General features: G+C 70.9%; 14 protein-coding genes. 5 read left to right on the plus strand and 9 right to left on the minus strand.

All coding sequences use genetic code 11. The features are described 5' to 3' along the window. Nucleotides 1-119 precede the first annotated feature (119 nt). The 3 genes from ACQEV1_RS48560 to ACQEV1_RS48570 form a co-directional block, all read right to left on the minus strand. Entirely contained in the window at nt 120-698 is a 579-nt protein-coding gene (locus tag ACQEV1_RS48560; protein ID WP_285625694.1) for a Uma2 family endonuclease, read from the minus strand. 91 nt (nt 699-789) lie between these two features. Further along, complete coding sequence (aguA, locus tag ACQEV1_RS48565; RefSeq protein WP_433404581.1) at nt 790-1,923, minus strand: agmatine deiminase; 1,134 nt, start codon at nt 1,921-1,923, stop codon at nt 790-792. After that, nucleotides 1,920-2,582 (minus strand): VC0807 family protein, encoded by a 663-nt coding sequence (locus ACQEV1_RS48570; RefSeq protein WP_433404584.1) that lies wholly within the window; start codon nt 2,580-2,582, stop codon nt 1,920-1,922. The genes aguA and ACQEV1_RS48570 overlap by 4 nt, the downstream gene beginning before the upstream one ends. Nucleotides 2,583-2,705: 123 nt before the next feature. Here ACQEV1_RS48570 and ACQEV1_RS48575 point away from each other — a divergent pair, with 123 nt between their 5' ends. Beyond that, nucleotides 2,706-3,341, plus strand: coding sequence for a TetR/AcrR family transcriptional regulator (locus tag ACQEV1_RS48575; RefSeq protein ID WP_433404587.1), 636 nt, complete (start codon nt 2,706-2,708; stop codon nt 3,339-3,341). Between the two features lie 303 nt (nt 3,342-3,644). Here ACQEV1_RS48575 and ACQEV1_RS48580 read toward each other — a convergent pair whose 3' ends face one another. Genes ACQEV1_RS48580 through ACQEV1_RS48590 form a run of 3 tightly spaced genes read right to left on the minus strand, consistent with a single transcriptional unit; the run spans nt 3,645 to nt 7,743 of the window. Continuing rightward, a complete protein-coding gene (locus ACQEV1_RS48580; RefSeq protein WP_433404591.1) occupies nt 3,645-4,733 on the minus strand; it encodes a glycosyltransferase family 4 protein in 1,089 nt (362 codons plus the stop codon). Further along, complete coding sequence (locus tag ACQEV1_RS48585) at nt 4,730-5,626, minus strand: glycosyltransferase family 2 protein (protein WP_285625684.1); 897 nt, start codon at nt 5,624-5,626, stop codon at nt 4,730-4,732. The genes ACQEV1_RS48580 and ACQEV1_RS48585 overlap by 4 nt, the downstream gene beginning before the upstream one ends. 53 nt (nt 5,627-5,679) lie before the next feature. After that, on the minus strand, nt 5,680-7,743 hold the full coding sequence (locus tag ACQEV1_RS48590; RefSeq protein ID WP_433404594.1) for a hypothetical protein: 2,064 nt from the start codon (nt 7,741-7,743) through the stop codon (nt 5,680-5,682). Between the two features lie 213 nt (nt 7,744-7,956). Between ACQEV1_RS48590 and ACQEV1_RS48595 the strand changes: the two genes are divergently transcribed. The 3 genes from ACQEV1_RS48595 (at nt 7,957) to ACQEV1_RS48605 (ending at nt 11,365) form a co-directional block, all read left to right on the plus strand. Next, a complete protein-coding gene (locus ACQEV1_RS48595; RefSeq protein ID WP_433404597.1) occupies nt 7,957-8,703 on the plus strand; it encodes a TIGR03089 family protein in 747 nt (248 codons plus the stop codon). Between the two features lie 6 nt (nt 8,704-8,709). After that, nucleotides 8,710-10,116 (plus strand): LCP family protein, encoded by a 1,407-nt coding sequence (locus ACQEV1_RS48600; protein ID WP_285625676.1) that lies wholly within the window; start codon nt 8,710-8,712, stop codon nt 10,114-10,116. A gap of 115 nt (nt 10,117-10,231) precedes the next feature. Next, nucleotides 10,232-11,365 carry an acyltransferase family protein gene (locus ACQEV1_RS48605; protein ID WP_285625673.1) on the plus strand — a complete coding sequence of 378 codons (1,134 nt, stop codon included), beginning with the start codon at nt 10,232-10,234 and terminating at the stop codon, nt 11,363-11,365. Here ACQEV1_RS48605 and ACQEV1_RS48610 read toward each other — a convergent pair. The 3 genes from ACQEV1_RS48610 to wecB are packed head-to-tail and all read right to left on the minus strand — an operon-like array spanning nt 11,295 to nt 15,315. Next, nucleotides 11,295-13,544, minus strand: coding sequence for a glycosyltransferase (locus tag ACQEV1_RS48610; RefSeq protein WP_433404600.1), 2,250 nt, complete (start codon nt 13,542-13,544; stop codon nt 11,295-11,297). The two genes, ACQEV1_RS48605 and ACQEV1_RS48610, sit on opposite strands and share 71 nt — an antisense overlap. Beyond that, nucleotides 13,541-14,212, minus strand: a complete 672-nt coding sequence (locus tag ACQEV1_RS48615; protein ID WP_285579227.1) for a hypothetical protein — start codon at nt 14,210-14,212, stop codon at nt 13,541-13,543. Before ACQEV1_RS48615 ends, ACQEV1_RS48610 begins: the two co-directional genes overlap by 4 nt. Nucleotides 14,213-14,256: 44 nt before the next feature. After that, nucleotides 14,257-15,315 carry a non-hydrolyzing UDP-N-acetylglucosamine 2-epimerase gene (gene wecB / locus ACQEV1_RS48620; protein ID WP_433406143.1) on the minus strand — a complete coding sequence of 353 codons (1,059 nt, stop codon included), beginning with the start codon at nt 15,313-15,315 and terminating at the stop codon, nt 14,257-14,259. Between the two features lie 59 nt (nt 15,316-15,374). Between wecB and ACQEV1_RS48625 the strand changes: the two genes are divergently transcribed. Beyond that, nucleotides 15,375-16,796 carry a glycosyltransferase family 4 protein gene (locus ACQEV1_RS48625; RefSeq protein ID WP_433404603.1) on the plus strand — a complete coding sequence of 474 codons (1,422 nt, stop codon included), beginning with the start codon at nt 15,375-15,377 and terminating at the stop codon, nt 16,794-16,796. The last annotated feature ends 7 nt before the right edge of the window (nt 16,797-16,803 follow it).

Raw genomic sequence — 16,803 nt, forward strand, 5'->3', positions numbered from 1 at the left:
CCCCCGAAGCTGTGAAGCCGTACCCGGCGATCACAGAATTCCCCGCGCGGCGCGTCGCGACGCCCAAGCGATCTTCAACCTACGGCGGGGCCAGACCCAAGCGCGCCCTGCTCCGAGCGCTACGCCGCACGCCGTCCGACGAGACGCGCCGGGTCGAACGCGACGGGGAACGGCTGGGTCAGCTCCAGCACCTGCCCCGCGTTCGCCTTCGCCACCAGGGTGTACGCGCCGTCACGCAGATGAAACACCTCGACGTACGGCGGCGCGATCCCGGCCAGTTCGATGCGAAGGAAGGTCGGGATGCCGACGCCGGCGTAGATCCGGGGCTTGTCGTGATAGTCCCGCTGGCGGTGACTCGGACTGACGATCTCGGCCACGAGGTGAGTCTGCTCGGGGAGCAGCACGGTGGCGCCACCCAGAATCACGTCTGCGTCACCGACCACCACATCCGGGACCGGCACCTCGTTCGCCGTCCGCACGCCGAACGCTTCGAGGACCTCGAGGTCATGCGATGCGGCATCGTCCAGAATGCGTACCAGCCGCTTGGCGCAGAGCTGATGAGTCGACAACGGCGTGGGACTCACGACAAAGCTCCCGTCGATGAGCTCGATCCGCTGCCCGACGGTTTCGGGCAGGTGAAGCCAGTCCTCGACGGTGTAGTGGTCACGGGGCAGGTCGACCTCAAGGGGCACGGCCATGCCTTCCTCACCTCCACTACGCATACTTCAGTTAAACACAGATCGCCGATCACTCAGCGACACCGTTCGATTACGTCGGGGAATCGGGGGATTAGCGCACCGAGAGGCCCTTACGGGCGCGTTCGTCAGGAGAATCAGCGTCGAGAACGCCGAGGGCGGGAATCTGCTGGGTCGCGCAGTGGATGTTGCCGCCGCCCAGGAGGAGTTCGCGGGTGGGGAGGCCGACGACGGTGTGGTTCGGGAAGATCCGGCCGAGTCGGAGCATCGCCTCGTCGTCGTGTTCGGGGTCGAGCAGTGGCGCGAAGACGTGGTCGGACGTGAGGTAGAAGTTCGCGTACGACGCCGCGAGGCGGCCGGGTCCCGTGTCGGGCACGCCGAGGGTGTCGACGCCGCGGGCCTCCTCATCGGTGCGGTGAAGCGGGCCGGGCAGGGGGAGCTTCTCCACCCGCAGTGTCCTTCCCCGGGCGTCGGTGGCGTGCCGTAGGTCCTCCAGCGCGCGGGCGCTGCGCTCGTACTGCGGGTCGCGCGGGTCGTCGGTCCAGGTGAGGCAGACGACGCCGGGAGCGGCGAAGCAGGCGATGTTGTCCACGTGGCCGCGCGTCTCGTCGCAGGTCAGGCCCCACTCGATCCAGACGGTGCGGGTGACGCCCAGGTAGTCATGGAGAAGCTTTTCCATCGCGGGCTGGGAGGGCGCCGGGTTCCGGTCGGGGTCCAGAAGGGTCTCGGCGGTGACGAGGGCGGTGCCCTCGCCGTCGACGTGGAACGCCCCGCCCTCCAGGACCATGGGGGCGCGGTAGCGATCGGTCCCGGTGAGGTCGAGGACCTTCCGGGCGTACTGGTCGTCGGTGGCCCAGTACGGGTAACGGGCGCCGTAGCCGTTGAAGGCGAAGTCCACCCCGCGCCGGCGGCCCTCGCGGTCGACGACGTAGGTCGGGGCGATGTCGCGCGCCCAGCCCAGCCAGCACGTGGTCTCCACCACGCGGACGCGGCCGTCGAGTACCGCGCGGGCGTGCGCGTACTGGTCGCCGGTGACCGTGACGGTGACCTGCTCGCCGACGTCGGCGAGCGCGTTGGCGACGGCCGCCAGGGCGCGCTGGGCGGGCCGTGCGCCCTCCCGCCACACGTAGCCGTTCTGCGGCCACGCCATCCAGCATCCCTCGTGGGGTTCCCACTCGGCCGGCATGCGGAAGCCGTCCGCCGCCGGCGTGCTCTCCAGGGTCCTCATCGCGTCCACCCCGGTCCGTCCGCCGCGGCGCCGACCGGGGCCCGCGGGTCGGACGCGGCCCGGGCGCCGCCGTCCGCCGCGCGAGCGCGCCTGCGATGCCACACCGCCCAGCCGACCAGCGGCAGCAGGACGGCGAACTCCACGGGCGGAACCACGGTGGCGCTCGTGGAGAGCGGCAGCGTGAAGACCAGCACGAGCCGCAGCAGCGCCTCGGCGGTCAGCCCGATGCCCAGTACGACGGTCTCGACCAGGTGCAGCCTGCGGTGCGCCCGCTCGTCCGCCGGCCGCTCGCCATGCAGCTTGCGCGCGAGGTACGCGGTCGCGGGCGTGCCCTTGACGCAACTTCCCAGGAACACCAGGCCCGCCAGCCCGCTGGTCACCGGATCGCGCGTGAGCAGGAGCCGTGGGTCGGCGGTCGCCGCCGCCAGGGCGGCCATGACGCCGTACATCCCCAGCATGCAGACGGCCAGGGCGTCCGCCTTGCGATCGTGCACGGTGACGGCGACCAGCCATACGCCGGCCACCACCGTGGCGGTGAGCAACGAGCGCAGCGTGGAGACACCGGCGAGAACACCGCCGTAGTACGCGAGGGGAGAGATCCCCAGGTCGAGTGCCAGGCGGACCAGACGTGCGCCATGACGCCGACGCCTCTGTCCCATGAGACCTCCTGCAGGGGGTGAGAAGAACGAACGAGAGCCAATGTAGCATGACCGTGCTACTACAGTGCGTAGTCGATGGCGCCGCATTGTCCAGGGCACCGAGAGGACGGCTAGATTCGTCGCATGCCCCGGTACGTGGATCCCGTCGCCCGCCGTACGGACGTCATCGACGCGCTGTTCCGGGTGACGGAGCGCGACGGGTTGCACAGCGCCTCGCTGCGCACCGTCGCCGAGGAGGCGGGGCTCAGCATCGGTTCCGTACGTCACTACTTCGCGAGTCACCACGACCTGATGACGTTCGCGATGCGCTCGATGCTCGACCGGCTCGGCACCCGCCTGCGGACCCGCCTCGACGAGCTCGGCGACTTCCGGCACCTGTCCCCCGCCGAGCGGCTCCGCGCCGCGACGGATCTGCTGGCCGAACTGCTTCCGCTGGACACCCGCCGCCGCAGCGAGGTGGCGGTCTTCCTCGACTTCATGGTCGCGAGCCGGACCGACACGTCGTTCCAGGCACCGGCCCAGGAGGCGTCCGCCGACGAGCGCGTCTTCGTACGCCTGCTCCTGGACCGGCTCCACGAGACCGGCACGCTCCGGCGGGACCTCGACCTGACACTGGAGACCGAACGCCTCGCCGCCCTCATCGACGGCCTGAGCCTGACGACCGTTCTCCGGCCGGGCCCGGCACGGCCCGAGGACCACGTCGCCCTGCTCGAAGCCCACCTGCGCGCGCTGACCCCGCACGACGAGACCACGGACTAGCAAAAGCTGGACAAAGCGCACCATAAACCGGTTATCGGTGATTGGTGCGCGGGAACGCTATGTCATGCAGTGGGCGCCTGCAGGCCCCCGTTCACGCACTCCGGCGACGACGAATTCCGCCGAGTCCTCCCTGTGGATAAACAGTCCGGTCGACCGACGCCGGGAACGGGGTCGCGGCGGAGAATACGGCCACGGTGGAGAATACGGCCACGAATTCTAGGCGCTGAAAACCGACTCCCCCTCCTCATACGAGGGGGAGTTCCGGTTTTCCAGCGAGACCGGCGCGTCGCCGCCGGGCGAAAATCAGTGACTGAGCAACTGCTCCAGATAAGCGACCCAGTGCGGTTCCGCGTCGACCGGTTTCACGCCCGCGCGCAGCCGGGCCGGCTCGCCCGGGGCGTAGAAGCGTTTCAGCGCGTCGCTCAGCGAGTCGACGTCGTCCGGGTCGCACAGCAGTCCGTCGATGCCGTCGCGTACATGATCGGCGAGGGTGCCGGCGCGGGTGGCGATCACCGGGACGCCGTGCTCGTACGCCATGAAGACGTTCTGCGAAGCCGTCGCCGTGCGGTAGGGCAGCACGAGCGCGTCGGCGCGGGCGAACAGGCCCGGCACGTCGTCCGCCGGGACGTACCCCGGCCGCAGCTCGACCCGGTCGTCCAGGCCGAGCGAGGAGATCAGCGCGCGCGTCTCGTCCACACCGCCCCAGAACTCCCCGGCCACGGTCAGCGAGACGCCGTCGAGGCGCGCGAGGGCTCTCAGCAGCACGTCCAGCCCCTTGTACGGCCGGACCATGCCGAAGAACAGCAGGTGGTCGGCCGGCTCGGCGTCGGCGACCACGACCGGCGTGCCGCCGGCGGGCGTCGGCAGGTGGGCGGGCAGTCCGGCGGTGACCACAGGGGTGCCGGGCGCGAGGTCGCGGGCGAGCTGCGCCTGCTGCGCGGAGTGCACCAGGGCGCCGTCCACGCGACGCAGCAGCCGCCGCATCAGCGGGACGTCGTAGGGCTTGCGCTCGTGCGGCAGGACGTTGTGGCAGAGGGCGATCAGGCGGGGGCCTCCGCGGCCGAGGCCACGCGCCATGCCGAGGTAGGCCGGCACCTGGACCGGCGAGAGCACCACCAGCACGACGAGGTCGAAGGAGCGCAGCCGCCGCCCCGTGCGGATCCAGCCGTCCGGGCGGTACCAGGCCAGCGTGCGGCGGGTGCCCGGGAACGGCACGCCCTCTGGCGTGGAGATCGTCTGCTCGCCCGGGTAGAGGAAGCCCGGATACTGGGCCTTCCACGACTCGATCGTCACCTCGTGCCCGGCCGCGGCGAGCCGGTGGGCGAGTTCGGTCGTGTGGTGTGCGCCGCCTCCCTTGTACGGGAAGGCGGGACCCACGATCGCTATCTTCACGTGTCTCCCCGCGACCGCACGATGAGGTCGGCGAGCAGCGCGAGCGAAGCGATGATCATGCCGGTCACGAAGATCATGACGGTGTTGTTCGCGAACCGCACCGGGTGCACGATCAGGTCGAAGACGCCCTTGGCGATGCCCAGGCCGAGCAGCCACAGCGCGGGCGGCATCAGCACCTTGAGCGGGTTGAAGTACATCACCATCCGCAGCACCTGCAGGATGTAGCGGTAGGCGTCGTGCACGAAGTGGAACTTCGACTTTCCGGCCCGCTTGGCGTAGTCGATCGGGACGTACCGGACGTCGTGCTGGTTCGACATGAACGCCAGCGTGATCGTGGTGACGCAGGAGAACCCGGGCGGCAGCAGCTTGAGGTACGGCTCGGCGACGTCACGGCGGAAGGCGCGCAGGCCGGAGTTGAGGTCGGGGATCTTCTGCCCCGCCAGCCGCTCGGCCGTCTTGCGGATGAACCACTTGGCGGGCACCCGCAGGAGCTTGTGCGAGCCCTCCTCGCTGGTCCGCGCGCCCACGACCTGGTCGACGGTCGGGTCCTCGTCGAGGATGTCGACCAGGTCGGGGATGCGTTCGTTGGGGTAGCTCATGTCCGCGTCGGTCCAGACGACGATGTCGCCCTTGGCCTGCTGGGAACCGATGCGGCGCACGGTGCCGGAACCGCCGTTGCGGTGGAACGGGACCACCTGCATGGAGGGGAAGTTCGGCGCCGCCTCCTCGAGCCGCGCCAGCGTGCCGTCGGTCGAGCAGTCGTCGACGGCGAGAAGCTCATAGGTGTGGCCACTGGCATCCATCGCCTTACAGATGCGCTCGACCTCGTCGATGACGTGGTCCTGCTCGTTGTAGCACGGCAGGACGATCGTCACGTGGGGCGTGTCAGTCACGCATGGCGAGGATACTCGGACTGGCTGGGCCACGAGCCAAGGGTACGCACTGTTCACCCTGCGTACACGGGAACGGCCATCCAGACGTTGATCGCCAGTGACCACGTGCCGTGCGGAGCGGCGACGAGGCTGCTGGAGTCGCGGCGGGTGCTGACGTGATAGACGCGCCGCGCGGTGCCGTACGGCGCCACGTCCACGGAGTTCGCGCCCAGGAGCACCGGGCGGCGACCCGCGGCGACGACCTTCTCACTGATCCGCTCGACGTCCTCCGACGCCGCGGTGTTGGAGCCCGGCCGTACCTGGATCCGGCCGGACGGCACACCGCACGTGCCGCGGACGAGCTGGGTGAAGCGGTCGGCGGTGACCCGCTCGATGATCAGCACGGTGGCGCGCGGGCCGATACTGCGGCACATCGACCGTGCCTGCGCCACCTCGCCCTGCTCCGTCGGGGTGAACATCATTCCGGCGGAGGTCAGCACGGTGGGCACCAGGACCAGCAGCACGCCGACGACCGCCGTGCCGCCCGCGATCTGCGGCCCGTACCCCAGCCGCCGCACGCTCCGCACCGCCCAGGCCATCATCCACAGCGCGAACAGCAGCAGGCCGGGCAGCACCACGACGATCAGCCGCCGGCTCGCCCAGGGATGGTCCGGGGTGATCCCCGGCCGCCACAGCGTGGTCACCGTCGTCCACGCGATCACCGCGTACGGCAGGAGCCAGTCGGTACGGCGGCGGAGCAGCAGCTTGCGCAGGAGCAGGCCGGCGCCGATCGTGGCGAGCAGCACCGCCGGCACGCCGATGTACCAGGTCACCCAGTGCAGGCTCAGCTCGGAGTACTGCCGGTACGGGTCGGCGGGCAGCCGCAGCGACTTCTGCAGCGCCGCGATGAAGGAGGCGTTGGCCTCGTCGTCGGGGTTGTGCGGCACGCGCCGGACCGTCTGCAGGCTCGGCCGGGCGGCGAAGAACGCCATCACCGCGAACACCGCCGCCAGCGCAAGGTCCGGCAGCCGGAACCGGTCCAGGCGGGGCAGGCCCCACCGCCGCACGACGACGACCGCCACCGCCGTGGCCACGAGCACGGCCCCGCCGATGTACAGCAGCGGGACCAGTGAGGCACGGACGTAGTGCAGGTACGGCTGCGACAGGGTGTACCCCTCGATCACCCCGGCGCCGACGCCGGCGACCAGCCCGGCGAACAGCGCCGGCCCCGTGCGCCGCCGCAGCGCCACCAGCAGCCCGGCGTACGCCACGACGGGCAGCACATCGCGCAGCCCGTCGATGCGCACCAGGATGGTGAGCCCGAGCGCGAGCCCGCCGAGCAGCGCGGTCAGGCGGCGGTTCGCCCGTACGGCGTCGATGGCGAGGGCCAGGCCGCCGCACACCAGCACGAGCGCGGCCGTCTCGCTGTAGATCGACCGCGAGATCATCATCATCGGCCAGACCAGCGCCAGCAGCAGCGCGCCGGCCGGCGCCCACCGGGGCCCGACGAGGCGCGCGGTCAGGCCGCCGAACGACAGGACGGCCAGCGCCCCGATCACCGGCATCGCGGCGAGCATGGCGTACGGGCCCGCGAGGCGCCCGACCGGCGCGAGGATCATCGGCGTACCGGCCATGAACTGCGGCCACAGCACGCCGCCGCGCTGGTAGAACGCGGGGCTGCCGAACGACAGCGCGGGATCCGCGCCGCCGAACGGGCCCAGGGCCGGGTGGATCGGCAGCGACCCGTGGCCGGCGAGCCAGGTGGCGAAGTTGAAGTACGACGCGGGGTCGCGGCGCACCACGATCTGCTCGGAGAAGGTCAGGAGCTGCATCACGCAGAACGCCACGGTGACGGCGAGCAGGCCGCCGACCGTCCACCACGAGCCCCAGCGCGCCCCGGCCGGGCGTACCGCCCGCAGGCCGAAGGTCAGCACGAGCGCGGCGACCGGCACGAACGACGCGATGGCGGGCAGCGGCGTGAACACCCCGGCCATGAGCAGCGGCAGCGCGACCGCCAGCCAGCAGACCAGCAGCAGCGCCGGGGCGACGGTCAGCCGGGCCAGGAAGACGCCCGCGCGGGCCTCGCCCGGGTCTCTCCTGTCCCGCTCATCCGTCGGTTCGGGAGCGACTACCGACACGGCGACCCGTCACCTCCGCTTCGAAGTGGGAATCGCCCTGATGTCGGCGCGTCCGTACGGTCCCGGACCAGCTCATCGACCAGCACAAGCAGTCAGGCTAGAACACGGATCGCAACGGAGGGGTCTCTCCGACGCGAACCCGGCGCGCACGAGAACCCATGAGACACCCCGGCTACACGCGGAACCGGTGAAACACCCCTAGTCTTCACTCTCATGTCTCATCCCGTCGACCTGCTGCGGGGGGCGCTGGCGGCCGAGCCGTCCCGCCCGCTCGTCACCTTCTACGACGACGCCACCGGCGAACGCGTCGAACTGTCGGTGAAGACCTTCGACAACTGGGTGGCCAAGACGGCGAACCTGCTGCTCGACGGGCTCGCCGCCGACCCGGGCGCCCGGGTCGCGCTCGCCCTGCCGGTGCACTGGCAGACCGCCGTGTGGCTGTTCGCCTGCTGGTCGGCGGGGCTGACCGCGATTCCGGTGGACGAGGGCGAGATCCCCGCCGACGCCGACATCGTGGCCGCCGGCCCCGGCCGGCTGGAGGCCGCGCTCGCGGCCACCGGCAGTGGACACGCCGAGGTGGTCGGCCTGTCGCTGCACGCGCTCGGCGCGCCGCTGGCCGAGTGCCCGCCCGGGGTCACCGACTACGCGGTCGAGGTGCGCTCGTACGGTGATCACTTCACCGGCGTGACGGACGCGGACGCCCCGGCGGTGGAGATCGGCGGGGAGGTCATGAGCGGGGCGCGGCTCGTCGCCGCGGGCGAGGCGCTGGGGCTGCCGCCCGGCACTCGCACGCTCACGACTGTGTCCTACGCCACACCGGAAGGGCTGCTTTCCGGACTGATCGGACCGTTGGCCTCGCAGGGATCAGTAATAATCTGCCAAAACCTCGAACAAAGCGGACTAGATCGACGTATATCCCTGGAAAGGGCGACTGCGTTGGTCACCTCGCCTAGCCTCTAGGGCCGAATGTTCAGCGACTACGAGTACCCCGAGTACGACGACCCGCTCGGCGACGCGCCGAAGCGAGGCGTCCTCTGGCGCGTGCTCGGCTGGGTGTCGATCGGGCTCGCCGTGGTGCTGGTCGGGACGAGCCTCGTCGCGTACGGGACGTACCGCAAGCTGCAGGGCAACATCACGCAAGAGGACGTCACGGCCGAGCTCGGCACGCACCGGCCGCCCAAGCTCAACCAGGCTCTCAACGTCCTGCTGATCGGCTCGGACCAGCGCAACGGCGCCAACGCCAAGTACGGCAAGGCGGAGGGCGAGCGTTCGGACACGATCATCCTGCTGCACTTCTCCCCCGGCGGTCAGAAGGCCGTCGGCATCAGCTTCCCGCGCGACTCGATGGTGAACCTCCCCTCGTGCAAGACCCCGAGCGGGCGGACCATTCCGGGCGGCCTGAACATGATCAACTCGTCGTTCAACAACGGCGGCGCGGGCTGCACCATGCACACCATCGAGACGCTGACCGGGATCCGCGTCGACCACTTCGTCAAGGTGGACTTCTCCGGTTTCAAGCGGGTGGTGGACGCCCTCGGCGGCGTCGAGATCTGCCTGCCCCAGCGCGTGGACGACAGAGACAGCAAGCTGCACCTGTCCGCCGGCCGGCACATCGTCAAGGGCGACACCGCCCTCGCGTACGTGCGCAACCGGCACGGCCTCGGCGACGGCTCGGACACCGACCGGATCAAGCGGCAGCAGAAGTTCCTCGGCGCGGTCGTGAAGAAGGCCACCAGCAACGGCACGCTGACCAGCCCGGGCAAGCTCTACGGCTTCCTCGACGCCGCCACCAAGTCGGTCACCACGGACAAGGACTTCACCGTCGACCAGATGAAGAAGGTGGCGGGCAGTCTCCAGGGCATGTCGGCGGGCAAGGTGCAGTTCGTCACCGTGCCGTGGGGGGCCTACGCGCCGGACCCCAACCGGATCGCCTGGCGGCAGCCGGACGCCAACAACCTGTTCGCCGCGATCCGCAACGACAACAAGATCCAGACCCCGGCGAAGGCCCAGAAGGTGAGCGTGCCGCCGGCGCAGATCAAGGTGCGCGTGCTGAACGGCACCGGCACCGCCGGTCTGGCCCAGCGGGTCGGCGACCAGCTGACCGCGCGCGGCTACTCCGTCGCCGGCATCGGCACCGCGACGACGAGGCCGAGCAAAACCGAGCTGCGCTACGGCAGCGGCGCCGACCAGCAGGCCACCGCGCTCGGCCAGGTCGCCCCGGCGAGCACGCCGGTGCCGGACCAGTCGGTCGCGGCCGGCGTCGTCGACCTGGTCCTCGGCCCGGACTGGAACGGTCTCAAGGGCGCCCAGTCCACCACCATCCCCAAGTCATCGGACGCCGTGACCGCCTCCGACGACCCCTGCAAGACCTGAGAGCTTTTGGAGAGTTTTTCGACCCGGCGTCCGATCAGCGGCCCGGATAGGTATGGTCGTTCGCGGCCCCGGGCGTGCCCGGGGCCGCCCTCACCGTCGTCCCTCAACGGAATCGATGACTTCGCCGAGCACACCTCACACCGCACCGCCGGCCTCACCGACCGGCATTCCGGCCGACGCCTCCGCCGCCCCGACGGTCCCCGCACCACGGGACGCGGTCGTCGAGCAGCGTCCCGCGCGACGGCGGCGCGACCCGTTCTTCGACAACGCCAAGTTCATGGCCATCGTGCTCGTCGTGGCCGGTCACTCGATCGTGAACCTGCGCGACGTACGCGCCGCGCACGCGCTCTACATGTTCGTCTACACGTTCCACATGCCGGTCTTCATCGTGATCACCGGCTACTTCTCGCGTAACTTCACCTTCAGCGGCCGCAAGGCGCAGAAGCTGATCGTGAACCTCGGCGTGCCGTACGTCGTGTTCGAGACGGCCTACTCCACCTACCACTGGGCGGTCGGGCACTCGAAGTTCGAGATCAGCATCCTGGATCCGTACTACCTGACCTGGTTCCTGATGGCGCTGTTCCTGTGGCGCCTGTCCACGCCGGTCTGGCAGCAGATCCGCTGGCCGGTCCTGGCGGCCGTGCTGATCTCGCTGCTGTCGGCCATGACCGCCCTGCCGGGCGAGCTCGAGATGCACCGCACGCTCGGCCTGGTGCCGTTCTACGTGCTGGGCCTGGTGCTCAAGCCGGAGCACTTCGAGATGCTCAAGCGCCCGGTGGCCCGGGTACTGGGCGGGATCACGCTCGTCCTGGCGCTCGCCTTCACGTACCTCTTCGCCGACCGCCACATGACCACCGAGTGGATGTACTGGCGCGACGGCAACGCCGACATGCACGTGAACAACCTCGTCGGCTCAGGCATGCGTCTCGGCCTCCTGGTGGGCGCGGGCATCCTCGTGTTCGCGTTCCTCACGATGGTGCCCGCGCGCCAGACCTGGTTCACCAACCTGGGCGCGACCACGCTGTACGCCTATCTACTGCACGGCTTCGCCACGAAGCTGATGGAGTACATGGGCTGGTACGACACGCCGTTCCTGCACACGCTGCCCGGCGTGGCCGTGACCGCCGTGACCGGCGCGGTGCTCGCGACGATCCTGTGCACCCCGCCGGTGCGCTGGCTCATGCACTGGGCGTTGGAGCCGGACATGTCGTGGGCGTTCGTCCCGCTGCGCCGTCCGAAGAGCGTGTGAGCACCAGTTCGGCCCACCGGTCGCAGACGAGGTCGAGGGCGTAGGACCGCCGCACTTCTTCGCGTGCCCGCGCCCGCTCCTCCTCCCAGCGGCCCTCGGCGACGGTCGCCGCGATCGCGTCGGCCATCGCTGCCGGGTCGTCGTGGATCCAGCGGCGGTCATAGATCCGGTCCGAGCCCTCCCAGGGCAGCAGCGCCGGTATCGCGCCGGAGGCCATGCCCTCGGCGGGCGCCAGGTGGAAGCTCTCGTCGTCGCTGGTGGACAGCACGAAGCCGACCCGTCGCAGCCAGGAGGCCACGTCGGGCCCCGCCGGGTCGAACACCACGCCCGGGGCGAGCAGCGGCGACCGGCGGATCCGGCGGAACAGCGCCTCGAACCTCTCCCGCTCCTCGCTGCGGTTCCAGATCCACGGCAGGTCCCAGGGCAGCTTGGACTTGATGAAGAGCGTGAACCTCGGGTCGTCGCGCCGGAGGCGTTCGAGCACGTCGACGGCCAGGTCGAGTCGCTTGCGCCACGGCGCGAGGCCGATGAAGCCCAGATGGTGCTCGGCGCCCGGAAGCTTGGCCCGGCCGAACTGCGCGTCGTCCACCCAGTTGGGGATGACGGTGACCTTGTCGGCGGGCCAGCCCGTCATCTTGCGGGTCAGGTCGGCGTAGTGCGGGCTGACGCACACCACCTGGTCGACGGCGTCGATGTCGAGGCGGCCCGGCCACGCGCCGTACAGCTCGAAGCGGTGCAGCCGGACGACGAGGCGCTGTTCCGGCCGGCCGTGCTTCTTCAGCCACTCGCTGTACCAGATGGCGTTCGGACCGCACCACTCGCAGACCACGACGTCCGCCCACGCGGCCAGCTCACGGCTGACCTCCGGGTCGTGCTTGCCGAGCGCGGGCCACTGGTCGACCCGTACCTCCACGTTCGGCAGGGAGCGCAGGTGGTCGAGCAGCCGGGTGAAGAACTTCAGGTCGTGCCCGGCGACCACGATCTTCGTCGGGCTCGCGCCCTCCGGAGCGGGCGGGAAGGCCTGGCGCAGATAGCCGCGCAGCCGGCCGGCGGCGGCCTGGAGCGTGAACGCGCGCGCGGCCTCCAGGCAGCGCTCGCGCGCCCGTGCGTACGTCGCGGGGTCGGCCGCCCCGGCGATGACGTCGACCACCTCGTCCTCGGTGCCCGCGAAGAGCGGATAGTCCGGGCCGAGGAGGTTCTCGTGCATCGGCGTGCGGTTCAGCACGACCGGCACGCCGAGGCCGCCCATCTCCAGGACCTTCGTGGACAGTTCGAGGCTGGCGTCCAGCTCCGGGTGCCGCCAGGACAGCCCGATGTCGCAGCCGGCGCTCACCCGCATCGCCTCGGCACGCGGGTGCCCGCCGTGCCAGACCAGGCCGGGGGTGGACTCCAGCGCCACGCGCATCCGGCGGGAGAACCCCGGGTCGGTACGGTCGTTGTGGATCTTGTCGCCGACCATGTGGAGCTCGGCGTCGACGCCGCGCGCGGCCAGGCGCCGGGGCAGCGAGGTCATCTCGTAGGTGTTCCACCGCGGCGCGAACTTGCCGGTGTAGACGAGCTTCAGCGGCCGGCCGGGGATGCGCTCCGGCGCCGGCTCCAGTCCCTCGGGCAGCACCACGACCGGCGGGAACAGCACGCACTTGCCGGCCGCCTTGTGCAGCATGCCTTCGAGGAAGCAGCGCAGTTCCTCGGTCTGGCAGAGCAGGAAGCGCGACGCCTTGGCGACCGCGGCCAGTTCGCCGCGGACGCCCTTGTTCGCCGGGGCGGCCATCTCGGCGGCGTTCTGCGGCACGTCGGTCAGGTAGGTCCACAGCCGTCCGGCCAGCGGCGTGGCGGTGACGCGCACCGCGAGCCGGCGCCCGCGCACGACGACCAGGTCGTACGGCTCGGCGGCGTCCAGCTCGGTCAGCAGCTGAGCGGCGTCCTCGACCTTGAGGGGGCCGGCGGCGTCCTCGGGCCGGCGCCGCACGGTCACTCCCGGCAGCCGCTCCAGCGGGGCCACGAGGCGGTCCGTGCGCACCGGCGCCTTCAGCACGAGGGTGACCTCGACGCCCGCCTCGCGCAGCGCCTGCACCATCGCCTGGGCCCAGATCGCCGACCCGTCGATGATGTTGAGGTCCACGTCGCCGTACACGAGAGCGCGCACGCGATTTCCTTTCGCGGTGGTGGTGAAGGTCATGGTCGTTCGAGGCCGAAGCGGGTGCGAAGAGCGGCGAGTCCCTCGTCCAGGGGCGTGCCGGCCTTCAGCGTGGCGTCCCAGCCCAGCCCTGCCAGGCCGGGCGCGGAGCCGAGCAGCACGAGCGGGCGGCCCCGGCCCCGCGCGACGTCCATCAGGCCCAGCAGGGCGCGCTCGCGGTCCGGCACCCCCGGGACGCCCAGGTACGCCCACGGCCCGCCGGGCGCGCCCGCGGCGGCGTCCACGAGCACCAGGTCGACGTCGGCGGTGTCGACGATCAGGGCGGCGTCGTGCGGCATCAGCGGGACGACGCGGGCGGTACGGCCCAGCTCCTCGGCGGCGGCCGCGCCGAGCACCCCGGCCACGATCAGGCCCGTGGCGGGCGAGCCGACGATCAGCCGGTCCTCGTCACGGGCGCTGAACATCGGACGCTCGCGGGCGTCGACCGACGTGACGACGTTGGGCGCGCCGCGGTGCCGCCACATGCGGTACAGCTCGCGCGGCAGCCGGACGACGCCCTTGCCGGGGCTGCGCGCCGCGTCGGTGACGGCGCGGCCGACCCGCAGCGAGGTCGACTCCTCCAGGGCGGCGACCCGCGCCTCCAGGATGCGCACCCGGGCATCGCGGTCGGCCAGCGCCGCCTTGAGCCGGGACACCTGCCGGTCAGCCATTGAGCAGTCCCTTCGTATCCGCGATCCGCGACCCGGCCTCCGGGTCAGCCATTGAGCCAGCTCTCCGTGATCCGGGCGATGCGCGGGCCGGCCTTGCCGTCCCACAGCGGCGGGACCTCGTGCTCGCCGGCCGGCGACGCCAGCACCTGCTCGACCGCGGGCACGAGCCCGTCCGGGGTGACGAGGCGGTTCGTGCCGTGCGTGATGGTGATCGGCCGCTCGGTGTTGGGCCGCAGGGTCAGGCACGGGACGCCGAGGATGGTGGTCTCCTCCTGCACGCCGCCCGAGTCGGTGACGGCGGCGACGGCGCCGCGTACGACCGCGACGAAGTCGACGTAGCCGAGCGGCTCCAGCAGCGTCACGCGCGGGTGGTCGTCCAGCCCGGCCTCGGTCAGCACCCGGCGTCCGCGCGGGTGCACCGGCATGACCACGTCGGCCAGGTCGGCGATCTCGTGCAGCCGCTTGACCAGCCCGGCGGCGACCTGCGGGTCGTCGACGTTCGCCGGCCGGTGCAGCGTCGCGACGATGTAGCGCTCGGGCAGCCCGTGGGCGGCGCGCACCGCCTCGGTGTCGAAGGAGTCCAGGTGGGCGAGCAGCGTGTCGATCATCGGGTTGCCCACGAAGTGCACCCGGTCGACGTCCACGCCTTCGGCTGCGAGGTGCCCGACGGCCTCGGGGCTGGTGACGAACAGCAGGTTCGAGAGCTGGTCGACCAGCCGCCGGTTGACCTCCTCGGGCATGGTCATGTCGAAGCTGCGCAGCCCGGCCTCGACATGGGCGACCGGGATGTGCAGCTTGGCCGCGACCAGCGCGGCGGCGATGGTGGAGTTCACGTCGCCGTACACCATGACGAGCTCGGGTGAACGCTCGATGAACTCCTTCTCCAGCGCCACCATGATCGCCGCGGTCTGCGCGGCGTGGCTGCCGGAGCCCACCCCGAGGTTCACGTCCGGCTCGGGCAGACCGAGCTCGCGGAAGAAGACCTCTGACATGCGTTCGTCGTAGTGCTGACCCGTGTGGATCAGGCGCTGCTCACGGTTGTGGGCGGCGATGACGGGGGCGGCCTTGACGAAGTTCGGCCGGGCGCCGAGGACGTGCGCGATCACGTTTGCCTCTCGTTCATTGAAGGTGCTTAGCCTCGCCCGCCATGCAGGTGGCCAAGATGATCTTTTTCTCCGCTGCGCTGGCCTGGCGGCACGCGCGCGACGACCCGCGGCGTGCGCTCCGGCTCGCCGTACGCCTGGCGCTCCGCGTCGTTCCGGGGAGGGTACGCCCTCGCCTGGCGACGTGGGCACGGCCGACTCCGAAGTCCGACGAGACGCGCGACCTGCGGGCCCTGCTCGCCGCCACCGGTACGACCGCGCCGAAGCGGGCCCTCGGACGGCGGGACCCCGCCCGCGTGCTGCACTTCGTCACGAACGCGCTGCCGGCCACCCAGGCCGGGTACACCGTGCGGACGCAGCGGATCGTCTCCGCCCAGCGGGAGCTGGGACTGGAACCGCACGTCGTGACCCGGCTCGGGCATCCGCTCGCCCAGGGCGTCACCGACGCGCGGCCGCGGGTCGACGTCGACGGCGTGACCTACCACCGTCTCCTGCCGTGGCTGCCGCCGCGCGGGCCGGTGCGCGAGATCCGCAAGGCCGCCGACCTGGCCGGCGGCCTCGTGGAGCGGCTCCGCCCCTCCGTGCTGCACGCGGCCAGCAACCACATGAACGCCGCCGTCGCGCTGGAGCTGCGCGACCGGTACGGCGTGCCGATGGCCTACGAGGTGCGCGGCTTCCTGGAGGACTCCTGGCTGTCGCGCGACCCGGCGCGGACCGAGAACGATGAGTTCTACCGGCTCACCCGTGAGGTCGAGACGGCCCGGATGCGTTCGGCCGACCTCGTCGTCACGCTCGGCGAGGCGATGCGCGAGGAGATCGAGAGCCGCGGCGTGGGCAATGTGCTCGTCGTACCGAACGCCGTGGACGACTCGTTCCTCGCGCCCCTGCCGGACGCCGCGAAGCTCCGGGCCGAGCTGGGCATCGCACCCGGCGAGGTCGTGGTCGGGCTGACCTCGACGTTCTACGGCTTCGAGGGCATCGCCACGCTGATCGAGGCCGCCGCCCTGCGCCGGGACTTCACCCTGCTGCTCGTCGGCGACGGGCCGGAGCGTCCGGCCCTGGAGCGCCGAGCGGCCGAGCTGGAGGTTCCCGCGATATTCACCCGCCGGGTGCCGGTCGATCAGGTACGTCGGTATCAAGCCGTCCTCGATGTGTTCGCGGTCCCGCGGACTGCGGACCGTGTCTGTCAGCTGGTGACTCCGCTGAAGCCCCTGGAGGCGATGGCAGGGGGAATCCCAGTAATAGCAAGTGATGTCAGAGCACTTCGCGAAATCATCGAACCAGGTGTGACGGGGACGTTAACACTTCCCGAAAACCCGGAAGCTTGGGCGAATCACCTGGACCAGCTCATTTACAGTCCCAGGACACGCGGTGAAATCGGACAGGCCGGCCGAGAGTGGGTCGCGGAATACCGGACCTGGCGGGCCGTAACGGCTCGCTATCTCACCCCTTATCGAGAAATCGCCTCATCTGCTTCCTGAAGGGAGC

The organism is Actinoallomurus sp. CA-142502 (assembly GCF_050936355.1).
Lineage (GTDB): Bacteria > Actinomycetota > Actinomycetes > Streptosporangiales > Streptosporangiaceae > Actinoallomurus > Actinoallomurus iriomotensis.

Excerpts from the sequence above, each read along its gene's own strand:
- ACQEV1_RS48575 (WP_433404587.1), top strand. The coding sequence starts at position 2,706 with ATGCCCCGGTACGTGGATCCCGTCGCCCGCCGTACGGACGTCATCGAC.
- ACQEV1_RS48560 (WP_285625694.1), bottom strand. The coding sequence starts at position 698 with ATGGCCGTGCCCCTTGAGGTCGACCTGCCCCGTGACCACTACACCGTC.
- ACQEV1_RS48615 (WP_285579227.1), bottom strand. The coding sequence starts at position 14,212 with ATGGCTGACCGGCAGGTGTCCCGGCTCAAGGCGGCGCTGGCCGACCGC.
- ACQEV1_RS48600 (WP_285625676.1), top strand. The coding sequence starts at position 8,710 with ATGTTCAGCGACTACGAGTACCCCGAGTACGACGACCCGCTCGGCGAC.
- ACQEV1_RS48625 (WP_433404603.1), top strand. The coding sequence starts at position 15,375 with ATGATCTTTTTCTCCGCTGCGCTGGCCTGGCGGCACGCGCGCGACGAC.
- aguA (WP_433404581.1), bottom strand. The coding sequence starts at position 1,923 with ATGAGGACCCTGGAGAGCACGCCGGCGGCGGACGGCTTCCGCATGCCG.
- ACQEV1_RS48570 (WP_433404584.1), bottom strand. The coding sequence starts at position 2,582 with ATGGGACAGAGGCGTCGGCGTCATGGCGCACGTCTGGTCCGCCTGGCA.
- ACQEV1_RS48595 (WP_433404597.1), top strand. The coding sequence starts at position 7,957 with ATGTCTCATCCCGTCGACCTGCTGCGGGGGGCGCTGGCGGCCGAGCCG.
- ACQEV1_RS48605 (WP_285625673.1), top strand. The coding sequence starts at position 10,232 with ATGACTTCGCCGAGCACACCTCACACCGCACCGCCGGCCTCACCGACC.
- ACQEV1_RS48610 (WP_433404600.1), bottom strand. The coding sequence starts at position 13,544 with ATGACCTTCACCACCACCGCGAAAGGAAATCGCGTGCGCGCTCTCGTG.